The sequence below is a fragment of the Streptomyces argenteolus genome, from assembly GCF_042902585.1.
GTDB lineage: Bacteria > Actinomycetota > Actinomycetes > Streptomycetales > Streptomycetaceae > Streptomyces > Streptomyces argenteolus.
Genome location: NZ_JBIBEG010000009.1, coordinates 189,509 through 211,181, shown reverse-complemented (window position 1 = coordinate 211,181; position 21,673 = coordinate 189,509). Strand labels below are relative to the sequence as shown.

Below are 21,673 nucleotides of genomic sequence, written 5' to 3'. Positions count from 1 at the left end.
AGGTCGCGGCTGCTGTCGCGAGCCCGAGCGCTCTTCCTCCCCGCACGCTGTCGAAGGAGCCCATGAAACCCGACGGACCCACCTGGACACCTCCCCCCGCGGAGGCCGGTCAGCCGCCTGCCGAGCTGCGCCGCATCTTCCGGCTCTTCCGTCCGTACCGCGGCAGGCTCGCCGTCGTCGGGCTGCTGGTCGGCGCCGCCTCGCTGGTCACGGTCGCCTCCCCGTTCCTGCTCCGCGAGATCCTGGACACCGCGATTCCGCAGGGGCGCACGGGGCTGCTCACGCTGCTCGCGCTCGGCATGATCCTCACCGCCGTGATGACCAGCGTCTTCGGCGTCCTGCAGACCCTGATCTCCACGACGGTCGGCCAGCGCGTCATGCACGATCTGCGCACCGCCGTCTACACCCAGCTGCAGCGCATGCCGCTCGCCTTCTTCACCCGGACCCGCACGGGCGAGGTCCAGTCCCGCATAGCCAACGACATCGGCGGGATGCAGGCGACGGTGACCTCCACCGCGACCTCCCTGGTCTCCAACCTCACCTCGGTCGTCGCCACGGTGGTCGCCATGCTCGCGCTGGACTGGCGGCTCACGGTGGTCTCGCTGCTCCTGCTGCCCGTCTTCGTGTGGATCAGCCGCCGTGTGGGCCGGGAGCGCAAGAAGATCACCACGCAGCGGCAGCGCCAGCTGGCGGCGATGGCTGCCACGGTCACCGAATCGCTCTCCGTCAGCGGAATCCTGCTCGGCCGGACGATGGGGCGTTCGGACTCCCTCACCAAGTCGTTCACGGAGGAGTCCGAGCGACTGGTCGACCTCGAGGTGCGCTCCAACATGGCCGGCCGCTGGAGGATGTCGACCATAGGGATCGTGATGGCCGCGATGCCGGCCGTCATCTACTGGGCCGCCGGGCTCACCCTCCAGTCGGGTGTCAGCAGCGTCTCCGTCGGCACCCTGGTGGCCTTCGTCTCCCTCCAGCAGGGACTGTTCCGTCCGGCGGTGAGCCTGCTCTCCACCGGAGTGCAGATGCAGACGTCCCTGGCGCTCTTCGCGCGGATCTTCGAGTACCTCGACCTCGAGGTGGACATCACCGAGCCCGAGAAGCCCGTGCGGCTGGAGAGCGTCCGGGGTGAGATCGCCTTCGAGGACGTCACCTTCAGCTACGACGAGAAGAGCGGCCCCACGCTGAGCGGCATCGACGTGACCGTGCCCGCCGGGCACAGCCTGGCCGTCGTCGGCTCCACAGGATCCGGCAAGTCCACGCTCAGCTATCTGGTGCCACGGCTCTACGACGTCACCGGCGGCCGGGTCACCCTCGACGGGGTCGACGTACGGGATCTGGACTTCGACACGCTCGCGCGGGCCGTGGGTGTGGTCTCCCAGGAGACCTACCTCTTCCACGCTTCCGTAGCCGAGAACCTCCGCTTCGCCAAGCCCGATGCCACCGAGGAGGAGATCGAGAGCGCAGCCCGCGCCGCCCAGATCCACGACCACATCGCCGCCCTGCCCGACGGCTACGACACCCTCGTCGGCGAGCGCGGGTACCGTTTCTCCGGGGGCGAGAAGCAACGGCTCGCGATCGCCCGCACGATTCTGCGCGACCCGCCCGTACTGATCCTCGACGAAGCGACCAGCGCCCTCGACACCCGCACCGAACACGCGGTCCAGCAGGCCATCGACGCCCTGTCGAAGGGCCGCACGACGCTGACCATCGCGCACCGGCTCTCCACCGTCCGGGACGCGGACCAGATCGTCGTCCTTGACGACGGTCGAGTGGCCGAGCGCGGGACGCACGAGGAGTTGCTCGCCCTGGACGGGCGCTATGCCGCCCTGATCCGCCGCGACAGCAGTCTGACCCCCGCGACCACCTGAAGGCCAGGAGCGAGCACCTGAAGGGCGGACGGGGCTGCACGGCCGTCCGGTGGTGCGGCATGATCACGGCCCATGAGAGCACTGCTCGGGGTCGAACTCCCCGGATACCGGCCCCTGGACAACAGCGGCGGCGAGCACGGCGACGCCTGGATGAACGACGAAGGCGATGTGCTGTCCCTGCACTACTTCGGCTTGCAGCCGGATCTCCCGGCGGCCCTGGACGACGGGCCGGCCCTGCGTCACGCCCTGACCCACTGGACGGCGCAGGCGGGGGGCGGGCTGATCGAGGCGACAGTGAAACGGCTGGGTGAGCTGCCGGCCCTCCGTCAGATACTCAAGGTGCCCCTGCCCCAGCAGCCCAGCGGGCAGGTCTTCATCGGCAGCTTCACGGTGCCGCGCCAGGGGTGCAGCACCGTGGTCAAGATCCAGGCTCCCGAGCGCGGCATGACGGGGATGCGGGAAGCCGTCGTCATGGCGAAGGTCGGCCCCGACGCGTACTTCCGGCCGCACCCCTACGCCCCTGAGGTGCAGGGCGGCCTTCCGTTCCACGCGGCGGACCACGCCCAGTGGGACGCGGAGTTCCCCGACCATCCGCTGAGCCGGGTGCGTCGGACGCTGGACGCGCTCGCGGAGGCGGTCACCGTGGACCCGGGTTTCGCGGCCCTGCCTCCGTTCGCCGGACCTGTCGCCCGAGCCTGACGCGCCGGGCCGCAGGACCGGGGCGCCGGGCCGCCGCCGGGTACACGGCAGCGCCGCCGCTCCCGTGGGACGGGGAGCGGCGGCGCCGTGGTGCAGCGATGGATCAGACGAGCCAACCCACGAAGTGGACGACGCCGGCAAGCAGGTTGGTCAGGAAGTTCATCGGTATTTCTCCTCGTGCGTGGTGCATCTTCGGGACACGCGCCGTAGCGGTCTGCAGCCCACTGTGTGCGCTCGGTAAGCATCTGCCGCCGGTGGGGTGACGGGCAACTGAATCCGCCACGACCACGCGTTCGAGCGAACACCCGCTCCCGTGTTCGCGTGTTCTGTACACCTAGGGACCTCTGGTGCTGATGTGGCCCCAGGGCTCACTGTGGGCCTTCGAGCTGAGCGGTGGCCGTCCTGCCGTGCGGCAGCCCCGGGGCGTGCGGAACAGCCCTGCCGGGGAGTTGCGGCGATACGGGATGCGAGGCGGCGTCCGTCAGGCCGGCACGCCGTCCAGGTCCAGCAGACGGGTGACCGAACGTGCCGCCGCCCGGCCGGCCCGGTTGGCACCGATCGTGCTGGCGGACGGCCCGTACCCGACGAGGTGGACACGCCCGTCGCGTACGGCTCGGGTGTCCTCGACGCGGATGCCCCCGCCGGGCTCACGGAGTCTCAGCGGCGCCAGATGATCGACGGCGGCCCGGAAACCCGTCGCCCACAGGATCACGTCGGCCTCGACGGACCGGCCGTCGGCCCAGACCACCCCGTCCGGTGTGATCCGCTCGAACATCGGGAGCCGGTCGAGGAAACCCTGCTCGCGGGCGCGCCGGACGGCGTCGTTGAGCGGCAGTCCGGTCACGCTCACCACGCTCTGCGGCGGGAGTCCTCGGCGTACCCGCTCCTCCACCATGGCAACGGCGGCCCGCCCCTGGTCCTCGCCGAACGGCCCCTCACGGAAAACCGGGGGCCGCCGCGTCACCCAGTACGTCTGCGCCGCCACCTCGGCGATCTCCATCAGATGCTGGGTGCCCGACGCACCGCCGCCGACCACCACCACCCTCAGGCCGGCGAACTCGGCGGGCCCCGGGTAGTTCGCGGTGTGCAGCTGCCGGCCCCTGAAGGTCTCCTGGCCCGGATAGCGAGGCCAGAACGGCCGGTCCCAGGTGCCGGTAGCGCTGATCAGCGCGCGAGAGGCGTAGACGCCCTCGGACGTCTCGACACGCAGCCGGCCGGCCTCCCCCTCCCGCACGGCACTCACCTCGACGGGGCGGTGCACCATGAGGCAGAAGCGGCGCTCGTACTCCTCGAAGTACTCGCCGATCACCTCGGAGGAGGGCCTGGCGTCGTCCGCACCCGTCAGCTCCATGCCGGGCAGGGAGTGCATGCCGTGCACCTTGCCGTACGTGAGCGAGGGCCACCGGAACTGCCAGGCTCCGCCCGGCCGGGGCGCGTGATCCAGGACGACGAAGTCCTCCCCGGGCAGGAGCCCGGTGCGCCGCAGATGGTAGGCGGCGGACAGCCCCGCCTGGCCGGCACCGATGACGACCACGTCCAGCTCGCGCGTCCCAAAATTGTTCACGATTCTACTAACCGGCCGAGGTCTCCGGATCTTCCCGGACGCGATCCACCGGGCGGGTCTCCAGATCCTCCCGGGCAGGTCTCCGGGTCGGGCCCTCGGGGCTTCCCGGGCGCGGTCCCCCAGCTCGACGACACAATGGGGTCATGCCCGACACCTTCGCCACCCACGTATTGCGCCTCACCACGGGGCGGACCGAAACGGTCCTGGACCTGACCGAGGAATGCACGCAGTTCCTCACCCGCGTCTCCCACGGCAGGGACGGCCTGCTCAACATCTTCGTTCCCCACGCGACGGCCGGGGTCGCCGTCCTGGAGACCGGGGCCGGCAGCGACGACGACCTCCTGGCCGCCCTGCAGACGCTGCTCCCCGCCGACAACCGCTGGCGCCACCGCCACGGCAGCCCGGGCCACGGCCGCGACCACGTACTTCCCGCCCTCGTCCCGCCGCACGCGACCCTGCCGGTGATCGGAGGGCGTCTGGAGCTCGGGACGTGGCAATCGGTCTGCCTGGTGGACACGAACGTCGACAATGCGGACCGGCAGGTGAGGCTGAGCTTCCTCGGATAGCGCCGTGCCTGGACGCGGCTGTGGAGGGGACGTCCGGTCTTGCTCCACGTGAGGGGGTGCGGTTGACGAGCGCGATCCCGTCCGCACCCCGTAAGGCGTTCGTGATCCTGGACGGAACGCTGCTGACGATCGAACGTCCCGCCGCACACCGCCCGTTCCGCTCCGGGAAGCACAAGAGGAACGGCGCCGTCCGTGTGCGCTTCCCTGACCGAGGAGAGTGACTGTCCTGCAGGTCAGCAAGCCGTGAACACCGCTCCCGCGCGGCTCCGGGCCCTGGGAGAGCGGGATGGGCGGTGGTGCGGGACCAGGTCCTGACCAGCGGTCACCTTGCGCGGCCAACAGAGCGAGGGGGGCGGACGCCTCGGGGCTGAGGCTGGAAGACCTCCCCCTCTTCACGACCACCGTTCATATGCGACGTCGAGGCGTGTCTCCGTGCGCACCCAGACTTCGCCATCGGCGGCCTCAGCCGGAGTGTCGACTCGTTCGAGACCGAGGAATTCGATCAACGTGAGCAGTTCGGCTCGTTCGGCTCGGTCATCGTCGGCATCATGCGAGTCGAAGAAGACGTAGAACTGGTCGCTCGGGTCCACGATCCCTGCATTCGCCCAGATCCGGGCCACTGCTTCGATTGCCGCGGCTTCGGTGGTGATCGTGGCGGCGCGGGCAGCGCCGCGAGCCTCCGGTGTCGCGTCCAGGTCAGCGAGGTCCGTGAACCACTGGCCGAAGTGGTCGAGGCCGGCATATCCGTTCTCGAAGAACAGCATCGCGCTCGGCATGTAGCGATTGGCCCTGTGGACCTTGAGGTATTCGGACCGGTGCGGGTCCGCCACGTCGAACCGGGCGATCACCCCTTGCCCTGGCATGAGCGCCAGTCTTTGGCTCGCCGACACATCTTCGATGGTGTAAGTGGCGGACTGTCGCTCCCGGAAGAATGCGGAGAATTGTACGTACGCTTCCTGAGGGTCACCCACGGATACCTGCCGGTCTTTGCCGTCACCGGCAGCGAAGACGAACTGCTTCGGTCCGGGAATGTAGGGGCGAGCCATAGGTGTCCTTCGTTCAGATGTCAGGCGTCCAGCAATGTAGGCCCGTCAGCGCAGACGGACCCGCTGTTCATCGCTGCCGAATGGCCGGAAGAGCGCGTCGGTAGCCAGGTCCGCGCGCTCACGCCCTCCTTCGGCTGCGTCCCGGGCACGGCGGCGAGGCCGCCGACGGTCCTGCCCGTCCCGTGATTCCCGAGCACTGCCGTACGGGCGGCCGGTGCACCGCGCGCGCCGTTCGCCGCCGCGCAGCGGTGCCTCCGTGAAGGCCGCGGGCTCGAGGCGACATGTGACGCCGGACTCCCGGAACGTTCCAGAGGGCTCCCAGCGCGACGCGCGTGCGGGCGGGCGACGGTTCAGCGGCGGCCGGTGGACAGGATGACGAGGAACTGGCCGCCGCCCGGTTCGATGTCGGCCGTCACCGGTAGCCCTGGTACCAGACGGGAGAACCGGTCGACCAGCCAGTCCGCCGCCTCCTGGGCGTCCCGCTCGGTCGGGCAGCGGCCCACCATCTCGCGGCCCCCCTTGCGCTCCAGCCTCCCGGCCACGGTGATCAGGGGCGCGGGTTCGACCACGTACAGGTTGTCCGGCCAGGCGATGGCCACCTTGACCGCGCCCTTGCGGGTGTTGCACCCGCGGTGCGCGAGCCGCTCGACGACCTTGGCCTTCCGGTCGGCGGTCCGGCTGTCGACGCTGGGCCCTCGCGGGTCGTTCACCGACTCGTGGGGGTCGACCGCCTCGTCACACACCCAGCATCGCCAGCCGTCGCGTTCGGCCACGTCATCAAGGAGACTCATTCGAGCAAACTAGCCTGCCCGGCCGCTGTTCCACGCACCAGGGCCCTGGCAAGGTCTCCATGCGGCGCAGGACGCGTGCGGCGGCCGGGCAGGTGACGCAGATCGTGCACCGAGCACCCCTCGGGAGCCAGGTGCGTGGCCCGGCGCCCGCCAGAAGGACCGAGTCCTCGATTCCGCCGAGGCTCCGGGTCGGAGCCGGGGCGCGCGGGTGGTCCTCGAAGACGGGGGTACAGGAGTGAGGACTGCCGAGTGAGGGAGGGACGATGACGAAGGACACATCGCTGCGCGCGGTGGGATGGGCTCAGTCGTTTCCGGTCTCGCAAGGTGTGCGGGCCGGCCGCCGGTGGACGCGTGAGCACCTGGCCTCCCTGGAATGGACCCGGGACGCCCCCGACATCGTGGACGCGATCCTGCTCAGCGTCTCCGAACTGGTCACCAACGCACACGTGCACGCGCACAGTGACGCCCAACTGGTTCTGACCTGGGACAGCCACTGCCTGCATGTGAGTGTTCACGACTCCGACCCCCTGCCCCCCGCCAAGCAGCCCGAGGACGTCACGACGACCGGAGGGCGCGGGATGGCCATCGTCGACGCGCTGTCCGACGGCTGGGCCACGCATCCGCAGGCGTCCGGCAAGACCGTCACCGCCTGCTTCGTACCGCCGGGTGCTCCCAAGCCCGCGCATGGCGCGGACATCAGCTGAGTTCTGGGCGGAACGCGAGGAGATCAGTGGCGCACTGTCCACGGCTGCCCGCGGGTCGTCTCCGCGAGGTGCACCGCGCTGGGCGCGCACCGTGGCAAACCGGTCGCTGGGATGCCGTCGGCGAGGCCGCCTCCTGGTGCGTGTCATGGCAACGACCCTGTGAAGACGGCCCACTTCTCCTCGCACAGAAGCCGGGCTGGAAGAGGCGCAGTGTCGGCGTGACCCTGCCCGAGGAGCGCCGAGTCGAAGCCGAAGCCGGTCAGGCGGGCTTCGCTCCGGCGGGCCCGCCCACGACGGTGAGCAGGTCCACGACGAAGATCAGCGTCGAGCCCGGCGGAATCAGCGACGAGGGTGACTGCTTGCCGTAACCGAGGTGCGGAGGAACGATGATCTCGCGTCGGCCGCCGACCTTCATGCCCCTCACCCCCCGGTCCCACCCCTTGATGACCCTGCCACCGCCCACGGCGAATTTGAACGGGCGGCCCCGCTCCCACGAGGAGTCGAACTCCCGCCCGGACGCGAACGTGACCCCGACATAGTGCAGCTGGACGACCCTGCCCGGCTGCGCCTCGGCTCCGTCCCCGACCACGAGGTCCCGGATCGTCAGCTCGGTGGGCGCGTCACCCTCCGGAACCGTCATCGTGGGCTTCGTCAGTTCGCTCATCACAGTCCTGTCGCTCGCCACCGGCATCCCCGCAGGGGCCGGCCTGCCGCATGGGCGATCCATGCGGCAGGCGATCACGCTACCGGGCGATGCCCATGCTCCGAGGCGCGCGCGAGGTGCCACGGAACACGGCTCCCAAGTCCGCCGGACGTAGCGGGATTCGGGCCTGTGGGCGGGGCCCGAGGGGCAGCAGGCGGTTGAAGACCCATGGCCGCGCTGTCGCGACGATCACGCAGCCGGCGTGCCGGCGGGAGGGTCTCCAGCGTGCCGGTCCTGTGGTGCCGGCCGGGGCCTATGGCCGGCGCTCAGCAGGCAGATGCCCTACCTGGGTTCCGGTCGTGGCCCCGCTGTCAGACCTGCTTGATCGCGGAGATGTCAAACTCCAGAACCACCTTGTCCCCGACCAGGACACCGCCCCCTTCGAGCGCGGCGTTCCACGTCAGGCCGTAGTCCTTGCGGCTCACCGTGATGGCGCCCTCGAAGCCCACCCGCTGGTTGTCGAACGGGTCCCGGGCGGCGCCGGTGAACTCGAAGTCGATGCTGATCGGCTTGGTGGTGTCCTTGATCGTCAGATCCCCCGTCAGCCGGAAGTGGCTGTCATCCAGCTGTTCGGACGCGGTGGAGGTGAAGGTGATCTTGGGGTATGTGGGGGCGTCCAGGAAGTCGTTCGTCCGCAGGTGGCCGTCGCGATCCGCGTTGCCGGTGTCGATGCTGTCCGCCTCGATGGTGACCGACGCGCTCGACCTGGACGGGTCGGAGCCGTCCAGGTGCAGGGTGCCCTCGAATGCGTGGAACGCCCCACGCACCTTGGTGATCATCGCGTGCCGAGCCACGAAGCCGATGCGGGTGTGCGCGGGATCCAGCACGTACGTGCCGGTCAGATCGGCGAGGGCATGCGTCGTCATGGGGTGCTCCGTCGACTCGCTGGGAAGGGGCTTCCTCACGCTAGACCGGACCGGGCGCCTCCTCGCCGAGGCCGCGCTTCGCCCGCCGTGCAGGGTCATTCCATTGGGCTACGGAGGATTCACCTCCACGCCGGCCACGTGCCGCCCGCCCGTGGGGAGGATCTCGGAGGCTTCTCGTGGACCCCGGCTTCGCCCGTGGCTGGAACTGCTGCCGCCGTACCCTCGCGCTCGTCACGCCCAGCCCGAGCCCAGCCCATGAGCCCTCCCCGCGGTGCGGGCAGGGCTCATGGGCCTGAGGTGGTGTCAGCGTGCCGCCCGCGGGCTCGGGCGGCACCTACGGTGAGGTCAGCCCGACGAGCAGGCCCGGCCGTTCAGCTTGAACGCCGCTGGATCCGGCGCCGGGCCCGTTGCCGAGGTGTTGAAGCCGAAGTCGACCGCCGCCCCAGGGGCCAGTGTCCGGTTCCACGTCAGCGGCTTCGCGCTGATCGTGCGGCCGGACTGGGTGAACTCCGCGCTCCAGGTGTGACTCAGTTTCTGCTCGCCGGAGAGCAGCCAGGTCAGCTCCCACGGCGAGACCGGCTCGGAGCCGGTGTTCTCGACGTGGACCGTCACCGTCGAGCCACTGCTCCACGGGTGCGAGGAGTAGGTGACCTCGCAGGTACGGGCCTGGGCGGCCGGGTCGCCCTCGCCCGCGTCGTCCAGGTAGGAAGCGATGAAGGCCAGCGGCGCGTTCCAGTTGATGGTGATCTCGTTGGTCGCCCAGGAGCCGATGTCGTCGATGTAGCACATGGCCGGGGCGCAGCCGCTCAGCTTGTCCTTCGCGACCGGGTCTCCGGAGCCGGCCGCGGTGAGGTTGGGCCCACCGGCCACCGATCCGGGGGCCGGGTGGGGCAGGGCGGGATCGTTCTGGTGCGCCCAGAAGCGATGGTGCTGGTTATGGGAGTCCCGCTCGCCGTAGCCGGTGACGTACGACTGGTTCAGGGGGTTGCGGCCGAACAGGTAGTCGGCGCCCCGCAACACGGCGCCCTGGTAGGCGGCCTTGCCGGTCAGGTCGTGGGCCGTGGCCAGCACGATCATGTTGTTCAGGACCTGGCTGTTGGACCCCCAGACGTAGTCCCCGCCCTGAGGGGCGTACGGCAGCCCGTACGCCTGGGCGCCGGACTGCGCGGCATAGCGGTCGGCGGCCGTGGTGACGACGGAGCGGACCTCGTCGAGCTGCGCCGACGTCAGACCGTTCGGCACGGTGGCCAGGGTGAGCACACCGAGTCCACCGGTGGATCCCCACGAGATCCCGCCGCTCGCCGGGAAGACCGCGTCCGTGTCCCCGTGCAGGTCGGAGGAGAGCACCGCCTGGCGGTAGGTGTCCTTGCCCGTGGTGGTGAACAGCTCGGCGGCTGCCCAGTAGAACTCGTCCGAGACGTCGTTGTCGCCGTACGCGCCGCCGCCGGTTCCGTCAGCGGGGTCGGCGAGCACGTCCGGGTGCTGCTTCGCCGCGGCCCACGCGGTTTCGGCGGCCCGCAGGCAACGGTCGGCGAAGTCCTCGTCGAAGGGGGCGTAGAGCCGTGCGCACTGTGCGGCCGAGGCGGCGAGATTGAGCGTGGCGGCCGTCGACGGGGGGTGCAACTCACGCTGCTGGGGGTCGAGATGCGGCTTCATCGGCAGCCCGGTCCACTCGGCGTCGTGCATCTTGTGGTGCGCCATCCCCGCCAGCGGTTCGCCGGCCGGTACCTGCATCTTGATCAGGAAGTCCATCTCCCAGCGCGCCTCGTCCAGGATGTCCGGCACCCCGTTGTCGCGTTCGGGTACCCGCAGCTCACCGTCGCCCAGTTCCGCCGACTCGGCGTTCGGGGCGGTCAGGGTGCGCTCGTAGGTGGACATCAGCTGGGCCACCGAGATGCCGCCGTTGACCACGTACTTGCCGTGGTCGCCCGCGTCGTACCAACCGCCCGACACATCCAGCCGGTAGTCACAGACTCCGGGCTGACAGGGAACGTCCGTGTCGCCCTTGTTGGGCGCGACACCGATGTGGCCGGCCGGGCGTGCGTACTCCGCACCCACGAGGTCCGCCTCGATGGGCGTCCCGCTGCGGTTGTGGTAGAAGTACGCCAGCGCGTCGGAGCGCAGCTTGTCGTACAGGTCGCCGCGGATCGAGAACGGCTCGCTGACCTCGCCGTCCACCTCCACGGTGTAGCCGTCCCCCGCCTCGGTGAGGCCGTCGAAGTCGAAGGTGTGGACCCGCTGGTGCGACGTGGGGTCCTCGCCCTGGGGAACGGTCGTCCCGGTGGCTGCCGTCGAACCGTCCTCGGCCTTCACCGTCCAGGTCAGCGGTGCGTCGGCATCGGTGACCACGGTACCGCTCTTGGGGCCGTCGGGCAGGTAGCCGACCTGGTTGACGCGTACGGGCGAGCCCGTGTCGGGCACGTACACGGGCGGTTCGGCCCCGCCCCGCAGTGAGACGTCGTCCAGACAGAAGGTCGTCGCCCGCTCGCCGCCGCCTATCTGCAACTGCACCGACGCGGCCGGCAAGTCGACCGAGGCCGTGAACGTACGCGTCACCTCGGTCACCTCCGTGCCCACGGGGTCCGCCGTGGCGAGCGCGGTCGTGTACGGCTCGGTCGCCTCCTGGACCCGGGTCTGGACGGTCAGAGGCACGGTGGAAGTGGCCGTGTAGGACAGCTCGTAGCTCTCACCCGCGACGATCGGTACGTCGTTCTGGCCGATGATGACGTCCCAGGCGTTGGTCGTACCGGCGGGCACCTGCGCGCAGAGCCGGCCGTCCGTGACCGCCGCCGGCGCGTTCGCCGTCCACCACCAGGGGGCGGTACCGGCGGCGAAATCGCCGTTGGAGATCTGCTCGGGGCCGGGTTCGGCTTCGAGCGCACCGGCCGTTCCGGGCACCGCCAGCGCCGCCGAGAACAGTAAGGCGGCGGCTGACATCCCGAGCACACGTCGCCCGTGCCGGGGGCGGGTGCGCACAGGCCGTGCGGAAAGTGGTGAGGCATTCACCGGGGAAGCCTTTCGTCGACGGGGGCGATGGGCATGGGAGAGCGGCCTCCCGTGTGAGTGGGAGCGCTCCCAGCCGCATTGTGGGGGGTGATCGGGTGGTCCCGCCAGGGTCATGACAGCGGAGAGTCGTCATCAAGTGGGGGACATCAAGGAGGGACATGGCTGAGCGTGGCGCTCGCCTGTCGGACTCCACCGCACCGGAGGCGGACGCGACCGCCGGCCTCGACCGCCGAGCGCCGGCTCCGGAACCGATGGGGGACGGCCCACCGAACGGTGGCCGCCTCTCCACTCCTGACCGCCGATCACCGATGCGCGATTCCCGGCCGTTGCACGGCCGCGGGCGGCCTCGCACCGGGGCGAGTCCGGTGACGCTCCGGCGCGGTGCAGCACGGGTCCGGGGCGAGTCCCGTGCTGGTCCCGCGCGGACAGGCTCCCGCGCACCCGCTTTGCTCCGGCGCACCACCCTGCGACTAGTTTGTGTGCAGGACAGATACGCGGTCCCGTGCTTGCAGAGGTGCACGGGGAACGGGAAGGTCGGGAAAGAGTGTCGCTGCGCCCAGGGGATCCAGCCGAGATCGGCGGCTATCCGCTCGAAGCGCGGCTGGGCTCGGGCGGCATGGGCACGGTCTTCCTGGCCCGTACGAGTTCGGGGCGGCCCGTCGCGGTCAAGCTGATCCACCAGCACTTCGCCGGGGACGACGAGTTCCGCATCCGTTTCCGGCAGGAGGTGGCGGCGGCGCGGCGGGTGAGCGGGGCGTTCACCGCCGCCGTGGTCGACGCCGCCCCCGAGGCCGACCAGCCCTGGATGGCGACGGCCTACATCGAGGGGCCCACGCTCACCCAGCGCATCGCCACCGAGGGCCCGCTGGGTGGCGCGGAGCTGCGGAAGCTCGCCATCGGGCTCGCGGAGGCGCTGCGTGACATCCACCGCGTCGGTGTCGTCCACCGTGACCTGAAACCGTCGAACGTCGTGCTCTCGCCCGAGGGCCCCCGCGTCATCGACTTCGGCATCTCGCGTGCCGTTGACCAGCAGACGCTGACGATGACCGGACGGGTCATCGGTACGCCGCCGTTCATGTCGCCGGAGCAGTTGCAGGCTCCGCGGGGGGTGGGACCGCGTTCCGACGTCTTCTCGCTGGGGACCCTGCTGGTGTACTCGGCGACGGGCCACGGACCCTTCGACGCGGACAGCCCTTACATGACGGCCTATCAGGTCGTCCACGAGGAACCGTCCCTCGGCGCCGTCCCGACGGCGTTGCGCGAGGTCGTCGAGGCGTGCCTGGACAAGGAGCCGGAGGGACGCCCCTCGGCGGACGAACTCCTCGTCCTGCTGCGGGACCTTCCGGCGGACCTCGGTGGGACGGACGCCGGCGGCACCGTCGCCGGACGCACCCGTGACATGGACACCCAGCACCACATCGCGACGCGGGCCACCCCGGCGCCGACCGCCCCGGCCACCGGTCCCGGCGGTTCCGGCACGGGGAGCGGGCGCACTCCCCTCGGCCGTCGGCTGCGCCGGCGTTGGCGTCCTGTGCTCGCGGCAGCGGTCGCGGTGGCCGCGATCGGCGGAGGAGTGGCCGCCCTGCAGGCGGGCGGCCTCGGGGACGACGATCACGGCCCGGGCGGCAAGGGTGACAGGGTCGCGGCACCGGACGTGGCACTCCCGGACGGCTTCCGGCCATGGCGCACCACGGTCCGAGGCGGGCGCGAGGACATTCCCGACGAACTGCGTTGCGTCACGCGCGGGGAGGCGCTGTTCTGCGGGGGAGGGAGCGTCGTGGCGACCCGTATCAGAGCCGAGGACGGATCGCGGGTGTGGACGGCGAAGAGCCCTGGCGTCCCCGTCCAGGGCCTGCACCTCGTGGGCGCCACCGACGACACGGTTCTCGGTTACCGCTTCGCCGCCGAGGACGCCCCGCAGGACCCTCCCACCGAGGTGGTGGCGCTCGACGCGGAGACCGGCCGCGAGCTGTGGTCCGTGCCGTCCGGTGCCCAGTCGACGGCCGTCACGGGCCGGACCCAGGACGCCGTGGTGGCCGGCTCCGCCGTCGTGACCGTCGACGCGTCCAACTCCCGCTTCGAGGCCCGGGACGCACACAGCGGGGAGGAGATCTGGACGAGGCCGTTCCCCTCGGGCACGCGGTGCGCGCCCGTCCCGGTGGGCACCGGAATCGCCGCGATGTGTGCGACGGACGCGGAGTTGGACGCCCTGGACGTGACCAGCCCCGTCCTGTACACGGTCGACCGCGCGTCGGGGACCCTCGGCAGGCCCGTCGCGGTCGACGGCCCCGCCGTGCCCATGGGCTTCGCCGACGGCAGGCTCGTCCTCCTCCAGGAGTACAGGGAAGGAACGGCGCTGGCGGGCTACGACGGAGTGGTGCGGGTGGACCCCGCGTCGCGGAAGGTCACGTACTCCCGGCTGGCCGAGGCCTACGCGGGGACCCCAGGCATGGAGGACGGCACCGTCTACCTGAGCGGGCAGACCGGCCTCGTCACCGCCCTCGACCCTGCGACCGGCAGGAAGAAGTGGTCGCGTCAGACGAGCGTGGAGGGCGCGTCGGGCCCCGTCGCTGGAAACGACGCGGTGTACTTCAGCTCCGCCACCGGGCGGGTGGTCGCGTTGGCGCCGGACGACGGCCGACTCCTGTGGGCCACGGACCCGCAGGCCGACGGGCTCACGGGTGAGCAGGGAGCGAGTCCGCGCGTGACCGTTGCGGGGCGTGCGGTGATCGTGGCCGCTGCAGAGAACACCCTCTTCGCCTTCGACGCCCGGAAACCGCCCGAGTCTGGCTGACCCCGCGACCGATGCCGCCGGCACCGCACGTGCCGGCCGGGGACTTCTCGGAGCGCCCCTGTCGCGAACGTCCGGGCGCCAGTGCCGCACGCGCAGGCGAAGACCGCCGGCAGCGGCGGGTTCCGGCGGCCCGGGCGTCGGCCGCCAGGGTGTGGGTTAGGTTGCCCCCATGACCGACCTCGCATCCGTCTGGCCCCCCGCTCCTATACGTACCGAGCGGCTCGTGCTCCGCCCGTCGGAAGCCCGGGACCGGCCGGCGTTCATCGAGCTGTTCGCGTCGCCGGAGGTGCACACCTACCTGGGCGGCCCTCGCCCGCGCGACGAACTGGAGCGTGCGGTACCCGAGGTGCCAGGGCGCCGCCCCGGTGTCTTCGTCATCGACGCCGACGGAGCGATGGTCGGCACGGTCACGCTCGAACGGCGTGATGCACAGCGCCCGGGACACGTCCGACCGGATGCCGGGGAGGCCGAGATCGGTTACATGCTCCTGCCGGAAGCGTGGGGCCAGGGCTACGCCGCCGAGGCGTGCGCGGCGGCACTCCGGTGGTTCGCCCGCGCGCTGCCCGGCGAGCCGGTGGTGCTCTGCACCCGCACCGACAACCACCGCTCGACGCGTCTGGCGCGAGAGCTGGGCTTCACCGAGGCGGAGAGGTTCGAGGAGTACGGCGCCGAGCAGTGGTTCGGCGTGCTGACTCCCGTCACGCCGTCGGACTGAGCCCGTCCAGGCCCGCGCCCGCGCTCGCCGGGAGCCGGACCCGGGTCTCGGTGCGCGGGCCGGTCATATGCGCTGGTACCGCCGGCCGAGGCTGGGGCAAGGTGAGCGGGTGAACGCAGTGTCGGCCGGCCTCGCCGCCAACCCCTCCCTTCCCGCAGAACTCCTCGACCGGCTGATCGAAACGGCGGACGACGAGATCGCCTGGCGGCTCGCGCACCGCCCCGGCCTCACCCCCGCTCAGGTGACCGCCCTGGTCACACGGTGTCCCGGAACGGCCGTCCCCTTGGCGTACGAGGGACTGCTGAGCGAGGACCAGGTCGGTCCCGCCGTGCTTCCGGATGCGGTGCTGGCTCTCCTCGACACAGGGGTGGGGCCGACGCGGTGGGCGCGGCGGTTCGCCGCGCACGCGGACCCACGGTGCCGGGTGAAGCTGGCTGCGTGCCCAGGACTGCCGCCCGACGTGCTGGAGGCGCTTCTCGACGACTCCGACACCGAAGTCGTCGTGGAACTCGCCCTGTGGGCACCGGCCGACATCGCGGCCCGGCTCGCCCGGCACCCGCATGCCGACGTCCGCTCCGCGGTGGCGGAGAACGAGGCGGCGTCTCCGGAGGTCCTGCGGGCCCTGCTCACCGGGCAGGGCCTGCCCCCGGCGCGGCACTGCTCCGTCTGTGACCGCGAGCCGATCCCTTTCGTCCACGCGGCCGACTGCCCGCGTACCAACTGCGAACTGCCCCCGGACGCGGCCTGTGACGGGACCCACCGGTCTACGGTGTCCCGGATGCGGGAGAGGGCACTGCGGAATCCGGCTGTACCGGTGGACGCGGCCGTGCGGTTCGCCGACGATCCGGTGTGGTGGATCCGCGCGCTGGTCGCCGAGCGGCCGGGGCTTCCCCCGGAGGTCTGCCGGCGCCTTGCCGAGGACTCGTCCTCAGGGGTCCGCTCAGCCCTCTCCAGGAATCCCGCGATCGGTGAGGACGTCATGGGTGCGCTGGCGACCGACACGGATCCTTCGGTACGCGGGGAACTCGCGCACCATCCCCGTCTGCCCCTGGACCTGCTCGGCCGGCTTGCGGGCCGCATCAAGGCGGGCAGCACCGTGCTGCCGTGTGTGGCCCGGGCATCCCTGTCCGATGCGGCACGGCTCGCCGCGTCCCCCGACCCGGCGGTCAGGATGCTCGTGGCAGCGCGCCGTGATCTCCCGTCCGGCGTGCGGGACATGCTGGCTGCCGACCGCGACGCCAAAGTGCTCAAGAACATAGCCCCGCACCCCGGCCTGGACGGGACCCAGCTTCGAGGGCTGGTGGAACGGCACGGGGAGCGGGTCGCGGCCCAGGTGGCGGCCAACCCCGGTGTTCCGCCCGGGTTGCTGGAGGACCTGGCCGGACGGCTCCCTCGCGGCCGGAGGGCCCTGCGCGTCATCGCGCAGCATCCCGAGGCGCCGGCCGGGGCCCTGGAAGCCTGTCTGGCCGACCAGCGGGCCCGCTTCGTGGCCGCGCGGCACCCCCGTCTGCGCGTGCGGACGATCGTCGGGCTCCTCGCCGACGACGACCCCGAGGTGGTGGAGGCCGCGGCGTCCAACCCGTCGCTGCCGGTGGAGGAGATGAAGCGGTACGCCGAGGCGAGCCCCACAGGGTGATCGCTCACCATAGGGGCCGCCTGGACGGGACGAGGCGACTGAGCGCCGAGGACCTGTGACGTCCTGGTCGTACGTGCCTCCCGCTGACGGGAGTTGTAGCCGAACCGCAGGGGACAGGATGCCCGGTGCGGCGTCTGTGGCCGCCCACCGGAGGGCCCGGCCACAGGAGCGCCGGCCGAGGCAGACGCTCGGCGTCCGCCGGTTCGAGGTCGTCCAAGGGGACGACGGCCAGTGCCTCGCTCCAGGCGAGGTCGGCGGTCCAGGCCGGGCTGGGGCCTTTCCGTCCGGCGATCACCACCAAAGCCCGATCGGGGAGCCGGGGCAGGAAGTGGTCGCGCAGCCAGCCCTCCAGGCCTTGGCAGTGCTCGAACGCGTCGACGAGGAGCACGCTGTCGGGGGCGGTGCCGACCGCAGTGACTCGGAGTTCGCGGGGCAGGTGTGGGAACTGCCCAGGAAGGGGACGGTACGACGGCGCGCGATCACGGAGGCGCGACGCTCGGTGAGCGCCGGACGCCTGGGTCCACGACTCGGTACGCGTGCCCGTACCGCTCCCCTGCCCGGCAGGCGTGGGAGGACGGCGGCCAGGAGGACGCGGACGGACACCTCGTGCGCGGTGGACCCGACAGCAGGCTGAGCTTGACGCAGGCCGGGCTCCACACCATCGGCGCCGGCCGGTGAGCCTGGCTCCCGTCCCCGGCCGGCGGGACAACGGGCCGTCCGGGGCGGGACGCCGGGCAGCGACCGCCCTCTGGCGGACCGTCACCGCCGTTTATTCGGCTGCGACGGCCGGTTGAGGCCTCCCATACTGAGCGCGTTCGATCTCCCGCGTCCCGCCTCCCGAAGGAAACAGCTCCGCGTGCAGGCTGCCGTCACCGTCACCCCCGCCCAGATACCCGACCTGCTGCTCGGCCTCGCCACCGTGCGGCCCGTGTTCCTCTGGGGAGCGCCAGGGATCGGCAAGTCGTCGCTCGTACGCGGCTTCGCCGAGTCGCTGGGCCTGGAGTGCGTCAGTCTCCTCGGGACGCAGCTGGCCCCGGAGGACCTGATCGGCGTACCTCAGATCCGTGACGGGCGCTCGGTGTTCTGCCCGCCGGAGAGCATCGCGCGCGACGAGCCGTACTGCCTCTTCCTCGACGAGCTCAACGCCGCCACCCCCGATGTCCAGAAGGCCTTCTACTCGCTGATCCTGGACCGGCGGATCGGATCGTACGAGCTGCCCGCCGGCTCGATCGTCATCGGGGCCGGCAACCGTGCCACGGACAACGCGCTGGCCAGGCCGGTGGCCTCCGCCCTGGTGAACCGGCTCACCCATGTCCACCTGCGGGCCTCGGCCGCCGACTGGCTGGTCTGGGCCGGGGAGAACGGGATCCACTCCTGGGTCACGGACTACGTCACCGACCGGCCCGACCACCTGTGGTCGCAGCCGCCGAAGACCGAGGAGCCGTTCTCCACACCCCGCTCCTGGCACATGCTCTCCGACGCCCTGCACTCCTTCGGCCCGGACATCGACGAGGACACGCTCAAGGTGATCGTGCACGGCACGCTGACGCCCGCGCACGCGGTCTCCTTCTGCGGTTACGCGAAGATCGTGCGTCACACCTTCGGCATCGAGGCGATCCTCAAGGGTGAGGCCTCCTGGCCGACCCGGCTAGAGGACCGCGACCTGCTGTACTACCTGGCCGAGGCGTTCCGAGGACGGCTGGTGAAGGAGCTTCCCCGGCAGCGGGAGCACGTGTCCGAGTCGATGCGGCAGACCTCCTACCGGGCCAAGGCGCTGCTCGTGCGGCTCGCCGAGATCTCGGTCGAGGTCGCCCAGACCGTCATCGCGGACGACGCCGACGGCCGGCCCGTGCTGCCCTCCTGGTTCCTCGTCGAGGCGGCACGCGACATGCCCCGGCTGGTCGAGGCACGGCAGTGAGGGGCACGGCGGGCGGGGGACGGAAGAAGAAGGGTGACAAGCCCGATCCCGCGACCGAGGCATTCGCCGCGGGCCTCCTGCTCCTCAACCGGTACCCGGCATTCGGAGCGGTCAGGCTCTCCGTCTGCAGGAAGACCGGGTGTGCCCTGACACCGGCCGGGGGACTGGCCGCGGTCACGTCGGGGGGCATCGTCCACGTGCACCCCACGAAGCGCGCGGAACCGGCCGTGTGGGCCTGGGTCCTCGCCCACAGCGCGCTGCACCTGGGCTTCGGCCATGTGCCCGCGTCCAAGGAGGATCCGCGGGTACAGCCCGACCGGTACGCGCTCGCGGCCCGTTGCACGGTCGTCAACCGCTTCCTGCTCACCTTGCCTGTGGGCCGTCCCCCCGACCACCTGCCCGCGGCCTACCCGGCCGGCGACGAGGAGCAGCTCGCGGCCCGCTGGCGGCGCGACGGCATCCCCGCCGCATACGAGCAGTGCGGCACGGCGGGCGGGCATCCGGACCAGGTCCTCACGACCTGGAACGCGTGGAACTCAGCCGTCCCCGACTGGGAGACCGCCTTCGCCCGCGCCCTCACCCGCAGCGTCTCCGCCGCCATGGACACGGCGGGAGGCCGCCGCGACAGGGAGACCGGAGACATGGCTCCGCAGCAGCCCTGGGACCGTGCCCTGAACTGGTTCGTGTCCTCGTACCCGCTGCTGGGCGGTCTCGCGGCGGGGCTCTCCGTCGTGGCGGACGAGGAGCTGGCACGGGCCCAGGGCATCGCGATCGCCGCGGTGAGTTCCGTGGCCGGCGAGATCTACGTCAACCCGCTGCGCTCACTCACCGACGGGGAGTGGCGCTTCGTGCTCGCCCACGAGATGCTCCACGCCGCCCTGCGCCACGGCGAACGCCGCGGTGGCCGCGACCCGTTCCTCTTCAACGTCGCCGCCGACTACGTCGTCAACGACTGGCTCGTCCAGATGCGTGTCGGCGACATGCCCGAAGGTGTGCTGTACGACCCGCAGCTGCGGGACCTGTCGGCGGAGGAGGTGTACGACCGGATCGCCGGTGACCTGCGCCGCCGGCGGAGACTCGCGACCCTGCGGGGCAAGGGGCGGGGTGACATCCTCGGCGAGCCGGTGCCGCACGCAGGCGCCCGCCCGTACACGGACCTGGAGGACTTCTACCGGCGTGGCCTGGTCCAGGGGTTCGACCTCCATCAGTACGGCGAGCGAGGGCTGCTGCCCGCCGGGCTGGTGCAGGAGATCCGGGCGCTGGCCCACCCGCCCGTCCCGTGGGACGCGCGACTGGCCCGCTGGTTCGACGCGTACGTGCCCCGGCCGGAGCCCGTACGCTCCTACGCCCGTCCCGCCCGACGGCAGGCGTCGACCCCTGACATCCCGCGCGCCGGGCAGTACTTCCCTCCCGAGGAGACGGCCCGCTGCACGTTCGGAGTCGTACTCGACACCTCCGGCTCGATGAACAGCACCCTGCTGGGCAAGGCCCTGGGAGCGATCGCCTCGTACGCGCAGGCACGCGACGTCCCGGCGGTGCGTGTGGTGTTCTGCGACGCGGCGCCGTACGACGTGGGGTACCTGCACCCGGCCGAGATCGCCGGCCGGGTCCGGGTGCGCGGCCGTGGCGGTACCGAACTGCAGCCGGGCATCGACCTGTTGCACCGCGCGCACGACTTCCCGCCCGCCGCCCCGGTGCTCGTGATCACCGACGGGGGGTGTGACACCCTGCGGATCCGGCGTGAGCACGCCTTCCTGATCCCGCACGGTGCCTCTCTGCCGTTCACACCGCGAGGCCCGGTGTTCCGGCTGAACTGACCTCCGCCGTACCGGCGTTCGCGGGCCCGGCCCGTCCCGGGGCATGCGCCTCGGGGCGGGCCGGGCCCGTCAGCGGGTCAGACCCGGTCCGCCGCGATGAGGAGGTACTGGAAGGACCCGTCCCGATAGGAGTTGATGAACGCGTCCTCGATCCCCGTGACCAGCGAGGACGTGGCCCGCAACTCCCAGTAGGGCAGGGTGTCGGGGGTGAGGTCGATGACCGTCTGCGGCACGAGACGGTTGTCGGCCATGGCGCGCAGGTACTCCCGGCGCGAGTGGATGTTGCACTCGAAGTGCGCGTTGATCTGCGAGACCCACTTCGAGGGCTGGCCGTACCGCGGGTTCCAGCAGCCGGTGATGGTCACGTACCGGCCGCCGACCGAGAGAATGCGGGAGTGCTCGGCGAACAGGTCCTGCAGGTCGACGTACATGCTCGACTCGTTGTTCCACGAGCCTGCGACCGACCCGGTCTCGAAGGGCGTCGCCAGCATGTTGCAGACACGGGCCCGGACGTGGTCCTGGAAACGCAGTTCACGGGCCCGGCCGTTCGCGAAGTCGGCCTGCTTGGCCGACAGGGTGACTCCCTCGACCTTGCATCCGAAGCGCTGGTGCGCCATCACCATCGAGCCGCCCCGGCCGCAGCCGGCGTCCACCAGGGTGTCGTCGCGCCCGATGTCACCGAGGTGCCCGAGGAGGTACTCCGCCTGCGCCGACTCCAGCCGGTGCAGCTCGGCGATCAGCTTCTTCTCGCTGGTGCTGTCCTCGGGGTCTCCCAGGGCGGCGCGGTCCACCTCACCGATGCCGTAGTGATGGTGGTAGAGGCCGTCGACATCGCCGAGACGCAGGTTCACCGGCCGGGCCTCCCCGTCCCAGTAGCGGGCGATGTCCCCCTGATAGGGCGTCGCGGGCCTGGGGATGCGCAGGGCGGAGGGGGCGGCGGTGGCGGCGAGTTCGGTGTGGGTCACAGATGAGTCCATTCT

The 21,673-nt window shown here is 71.3% G+C and carries 16 protein-coding genes and 1 pseudogene; 10 read left to right on the top strand and 7 right to left on the bottom strand.

All coding sequences use genetic code 11. The features are described 5' to 3' along the window. Window positions 1-62 precede the first annotated feature (62 nt). Both ACFY8O_RS27990 and ACFY8O_RS27985 read left to right on the top strand, forming a co-directional pair. The gene (locus tag ACFY8O_RS27990) at window positions 63-1,868 is read left to right on the top strand and encodes an ABC transporter ATP-binding protein (protein ID WP_387907079.1); all 1,806 of its coding nucleotides are present in this window, start codon (window positions 63-65) and stop codon (window positions 1,866-1,868) included. Window positions 1,869-1,940: 72 nt separating this feature from the next. Further along, window positions 1,941-2,567 carry a hypothetical protein gene (locus ACFY8O_RS27985; RefSeq protein ID WP_387907076.1) on the top strand — a complete coding sequence of 209 codons (627 nt, stop codon included), beginning with the start codon at window positions 1,941-1,943 and terminating at the stop codon, window positions 2,565-2,567. A gap of 481 nt (window positions 2,568-3,048) precedes the next feature. Here ACFY8O_RS27985 and ACFY8O_RS27980 read toward each other — a convergent pair whose 3' ends face one another. After that, window positions 3,049-4,131, bottom strand: a complete 1,083-nt coding sequence (locus ACFY8O_RS27980) for an NAD(P)-binding domain-containing protein (RefSeq protein WP_387907073.1) — start codon at window positions 4,129-4,131, stop codon at window positions 3,049-3,051. Between the two features lie 143 nt (window positions 4,132-4,274). On the opposite strand from ACFY8O_RS27980, the gene ACFY8O_RS27975 reads away from it, so the two are divergent. Next, the gene (locus ACFY8O_RS27975) at window positions 4,275-4,697 is read left to right on the top strand and encodes a YjbQ family protein (protein WP_387907070.1); all 423 of its coding nucleotides are present in this window, start codon (window positions 4,275-4,277) and stop codon (window positions 4,695-4,697) included. A gap of 83 nt (window positions 4,698-4,780) precedes the next feature. Further along, window positions 4,781-4,882: pseudogene (locus ACFY8O_RS27970) on the top strand (IS5/IS1182 family transposase); the annotation flags it as partial. A gap of 207 nt (window positions 4,883-5,089) precedes the next feature. Here ACFY8O_RS27970 and ACFY8O_RS27965 read toward each other — a convergent pair. Continuing rightward, a complete protein-coding gene (locus ACFY8O_RS27965; RefSeq protein ID WP_387907067.1) occupies window positions 5,090-5,743 on the bottom strand; it encodes a hypothetical protein in 654 nt (217 codons plus the stop codon). Window positions 5,744-6,093: 350 nt separating this feature from the next. Beyond that, the gene (locus tag ACFY8O_RS27960; RefSeq protein WP_145810319.1) at window positions 6,094-6,534 is read right to left on the bottom strand and encodes a hypothetical protein; all 441 of its coding nucleotides are present in this window, start codon (window positions 6,532-6,534) and stop codon (window positions 6,094-6,096) included. Window positions 6,535-6,797: 263 nt separating this feature from the next. Between ACFY8O_RS27960 and ACFY8O_RS27955 the strand changes: the two genes are divergently transcribed. Then, on the top strand, window positions 6,798-7,238 hold the full coding sequence (locus ACFY8O_RS27955) for an ATP-binding protein (protein ID WP_208766098.1): 441 nt from the start codon (window positions 6,798-6,800) through the stop codon (window positions 7,236-7,238). A 259-nt stretch (window positions 7,239-7,497) separates the two neighbouring features. Here the strand turns inward: ACFY8O_RS27955 and ACFY8O_RS27950 are convergent, their stop codons facing one another. The 3 genes from ACFY8O_RS27950 to ACFY8O_RS27940 all read right to left on the bottom strand — a co-directional run bounded on the left by ACFY8O_RS27950 (window position 7,498) and on the right by ACFY8O_RS27940 (window position 11,744). Beyond that, window positions 7,498-7,902, bottom strand: a complete 405-nt coding sequence (locus ACFY8O_RS27950; protein ID WP_387907062.1) for an FKBP-type peptidyl-prolyl cis-trans isomerase — start codon at window positions 7,900-7,902, stop codon at window positions 7,498-7,500. A 350-nt stretch (window positions 7,903-8,252) separates the two neighbouring features. Beyond that, a complete protein-coding gene (locus ACFY8O_RS27945) occupies window positions 8,253-8,807 on the bottom strand; it encodes a YceI family protein (protein WP_145810315.1) in 555 nt (184 codons plus the stop codon). Between the two features lie 345 nt (window positions 8,808-9,152). Continuing rightward, window positions 9,153-11,744, bottom strand: coding sequence for a glycoside hydrolase family 9 protein (locus ACFY8O_RS27940; RefSeq protein ID WP_387907059.1), 2,592 nt, complete (start codon window positions 11,742-11,744; stop codon window positions 9,153-9,155). 613 nt (window positions 11,745-12,357) lie between these two features. Here ACFY8O_RS27940 and ACFY8O_RS27935 point away from each other — a divergent pair. The 5 genes from ACFY8O_RS27935 to ACFY8O_RS27915 all read left to right on the top strand — a co-directional run bounded on the left by ACFY8O_RS27935 (window position 12,358) and on the right by ACFY8O_RS27915 (window position 20,693). Next, complete coding sequence (locus tag ACFY8O_RS27935; protein WP_387907056.1) at window positions 12,358-14,607, top strand: protein kinase domain-containing protein; 2,250 nt, start codon at window positions 12,358-12,360, stop codon at window positions 14,605-14,607. Between the two features lie 169 nt (window positions 14,608-14,776). Then, window positions 14,777-15,322 carry a GNAT family N-acetyltransferase gene (locus tag ACFY8O_RS27930; protein ID WP_387907054.1) on the top strand — a complete coding sequence of 182 codons (546 nt, stop codon included), beginning with the start codon at window positions 14,777-14,779 and terminating at the stop codon, window positions 15,320-15,322. Window positions 15,323-15,431: 109 nt separating this feature from the next. Next, complete coding sequence (locus tag ACFY8O_RS27925; RefSeq protein WP_387907052.1) at window positions 15,432-16,958, top strand: hypothetical protein; 1,527 nt, start codon at window positions 15,432-15,434, stop codon at window positions 16,956-16,958. A gap of 856 nt (window positions 16,959-17,814) precedes the next feature. Further along, a complete protein-coding gene (locus ACFY8O_RS27920; RefSeq protein ID WP_145810307.1) occupies window positions 17,815-18,876 on the top strand; it encodes an ATP-binding protein in 1,062 nt (353 codons plus the stop codon). Beyond that, a complete protein-coding gene (locus ACFY8O_RS27915) occupies window positions 18,873-20,693 on the top strand; it encodes a vWA domain-containing protein (RefSeq protein ID WP_387907048.1) in 1,821 nt (606 codons plus the stop codon). Before ACFY8O_RS27920 ends, ACFY8O_RS27915 begins: the two co-directional genes overlap by 4 nt. 77 nt (window positions 20,694-20,770) lie before the next feature. Here the strand turns inward: ACFY8O_RS27915 and ACFY8O_RS27910 are convergent, their stop codons facing one another. Further along, window positions 20,771-21,670 (bottom strand): geranyl diphosphate 2-C-methyltransferase, encoded by a 900-nt coding sequence (locus ACFY8O_RS27910; protein ID WP_145810303.1) that lies wholly within the window; start codon window positions 21,668-21,670, stop codon window positions 20,771-20,773. Window positions 21,671-21,673: the final 3 nt, after the last annotated feature.